The following is a 2891-nucleotide window of genomic DNA, read 5'->3' as shown; positions in this document are numbered from 1 at the left end:
CATGCCTTCATCAGTAGGTGCATCCTTTGGTGCACGACGAGGATATTTACCATCCCCTTCACTTCCTTTAGCCGTAGATTTTGTAGTACTTTTAGGTGCAAAACCTTTGCTTACTTTAGGTGTACTGCTCACAGATGCGACAGTATCACTATTACTAGATGCGGCAGCAGTTTGATTAGAACGAGACACAACAACTGGACTATTGTTGAAATAGCCTAACTCAACAGCCTCTACGAATGGAGCAAAATCATCTTCGTCAACATCATCATATTCATCTTGTTGATCATATCCTGCAAAGGACTTGCCTCTAGGGGCTTGATTTTTAGCCTCTTCAGCCTCACGTTGCGCCTCAGCAGCTTCAATCCATTCACCAGCTCCGCAGCCGCCACCATAATAATAGGTATCTAAACCTTCCCCAGTTTCAGTATCTACCTTCCAGGCGAAGCAACAAGCTGTATCGGTATTAGTTGGAATATCGTCAAAAGAGATATTCTTTTCCTTATACCATGCAGATAATCTTTCACGCAAACTAAGTAATGTGGAAAAGGCTGAGTCTGCTGCTTGAATCGTCACATGTTGGCTATGACAGTTTACATAGAAGGATGATTTCTTATTCTGTTTTGGTACAACACGATAACGTACTTTCATTTTTATCCCTTATACCCACAATAGGTAATACATAAATCTCTAAATCGCCAAATATCGCCCCTGCTACTACGGCTATCCAAAATAATCTCATAGAGCCCTTTTAATAAAGCTCGTAGCGCCTTAATTGAAATTCTGGAACTCGCCTCATAAGCTAGCTTAATTGGATATGGTTTAAATGACGAATCATAATCCTTACATAGGTTTTGTATAGCTTGAACAGACATTCCCGCTTGGCGGCATTCGCTAACCAGTAACTGTAAACGTAATTGCCCCTCAATATAGCTCATAGCACGGTCTAATTCTTTATAGCCGAACATAAACGGAAATAGTTCAAGTAATGTATCAATATCTCGCTTTAACAGAGCCTCTTTAAAGGTGAAAATATTTTTAGCTCCATAATCACTACCATTTTCTTCGAGGAACTCTTTCGTAATGACTTTATCACCTGTTATTTGTAAAAAATAGCGGTCAAATTCGGTTCTCATAAAAGAAACTGGTACATCTTGCCACAAATCGATGAGATGCGCTACATATTCCTGTGCATCAGGTGTCATTTTAAAACCATTAGACGTACAGTACTGACGTATCCACATTACAAGGTCTGCCCCTTCAAGGCGCTTACATTGATGATTTGGTATTTTATCTAAAATCTCTTTATTTTGCTTGATGCGTTTATCAATCATATCATGATAAATCAAAAGGATGGGATTATTCCCATTATATTCCATAATGAGTTCATATAATGGAACCCAAGCATCGCTATTTTTACCGCTTTTACGAATAATAGGTAAATTCACTAAACAAAATACCTTTTGATCGCCAAAGAGCGAATCTTCACATAGCTTTTCACTTATTTTCTGTGGCCCAGCTTCATCATCTAATACGGTTACTGGAAGGTCAGGATAGGCACTTAAAAATTTACGTTTTTCTTCTTCAATTAATTGTGGCTCATCGCCATAAATGAGTTGAATATGTGCCATAGTTCCTCCTTTCACAGATAAATATCTTTAATGTAATTGTACCCCATTATATACATGTGTTCTGATGATGGGTCCACATCGCGTAATGCACCATGAGGACTACTAAATAAAACAGTATTATCCGGTAATATGCGACCAATTTCGTTCATTATACTAGATCGACTCGTAATAAATAATGTATTAGTCTTATCATTTAATTTTAGATTTTTTTCTCCTCTTTGTCCATTATATACATCGATTTCTTTCATACTATTTTTATATATTGTTTTTGCAGATCCGTTACTATGAAAGTAGTCTACTTTTACAACTTTTGGATTGACACCATATGCCCGTATAGCTTGATTGATAAGCCTTTCATTAGGTGTAGTTTTAATATGGTCTGGCGCATCAATTAATACATAGGCCCCTTCGTGATTGGGTTCAATGCAAAGTAATACATTACACTGCTTCATAGGAATATAGTGAACCAATGCATCCTTATGATACTGTGTCACATAATATGAAGCACCAAAGGTTGTGACCATAAAAAATAAACACAACACTACATAAATAGTATACTGTTTTCCATGTGTCAAAAAGTACGTAAATAAACCTAATAGGACAAAATACATATAAGCACAATAAGTATTCATCATGCCGAACCAAAGTAAACTGCCACTACGACCTAACACATGATTTAAATATATGGATATTCGCAATAGTACATCTACTAAAGACCACATTAACGATATAGGAAGTACGTAACTGACTAAAGTACTTACAAATATTAAAACTATGGATATATCTAATAAGGGCGCTACTATACAGGCTGCTAGCAAACTAGCAATGCTGATATAGTGAAAGTAATAGAGCTGTAACGGCAAAATTAATAACTGTGCAGATACACATAATACTAGCGGTGTTTTTATCCATCTTGGTAACCACTGTATCCGCTCATATAAAACCTTTCCCCATATGAGTAAACCATATGTTGCCCCAAAGGACAGTTGAAAGCTCACATCAAATAAGGAGAACGGATCATATATGACACATAATATAGCGCATATACATAAGGCTTGTTTAGCCTGATATAATCGTCCCTTTATATAGGCCATACACATGAGAATGCTCATCATCGTTGCTCGTACAGCTGGTGCATCGCCGCCTACAATACCACAATATATACAAGCAACTATAATACCAAGGATTAAACATGTACGCTTTCTTAACGAAACACGGATATCCATCTTTTGAAAATCGTCGAAAGTCGTCGTTTCCTTTTGA

General features: G+C 36.9%; 2 protein-coding genes and 1 pseudogene. All 3 read right to left on the bottom strand.

What is annotated here, in order from left to right; translation table 11 throughout:
- Positions 1-648, bottom strand: a pseudogene (locus Q7P05_RS06010) (PolC-type DNA polymerase III); the annotation flags it as partial.
- A 2-nt stretch (positions 649-650) separates the two neighbouring features.
- On the bottom strand, positions 651-1628 hold the full coding sequence (gene holA / locus Q7P05_RS06005; RefSeq protein ID WP_303931067.1) for a DNA polymerase III subunit delta: 978 nt from the start codon (positions 1626-1628) through the stop codon (positions 651-653).
- Positions 1629-1639: 11 nt separating this feature from the next.
- Positions 1640-2891, bottom strand: a 1252-nt coding sequence (locus tag Q7P05_RS06000; protein ID WP_303931066.1) for a ComEC/Rec2 family competence protein, incomplete at its 5' end; no start/stop codon positions are given.

Origin of the sequence: Veillonella dispar (assembly GCF_937975875.1) — a bacterium.
In the GTDB taxonomy this organism is placed as follows: Bacteria; Bacillota; Negativicutes; order Veillonellales; family Veillonellaceae; genus Veillonella; species Veillonella dispar_B.
Note: the sequence above shows the minus strand (reverse complement) of the source record. Positions and strands in the feature narration are given on the sequence as shown.

Excerpts from the sequence above, each read along its gene's own strand:
- holA (WP_303931067.1), bottom strand. The coding sequence starts at position 1,628 with ATGGCACATATTCAACTCATTTATGGCGATGAGCCACAATTAATTGAA.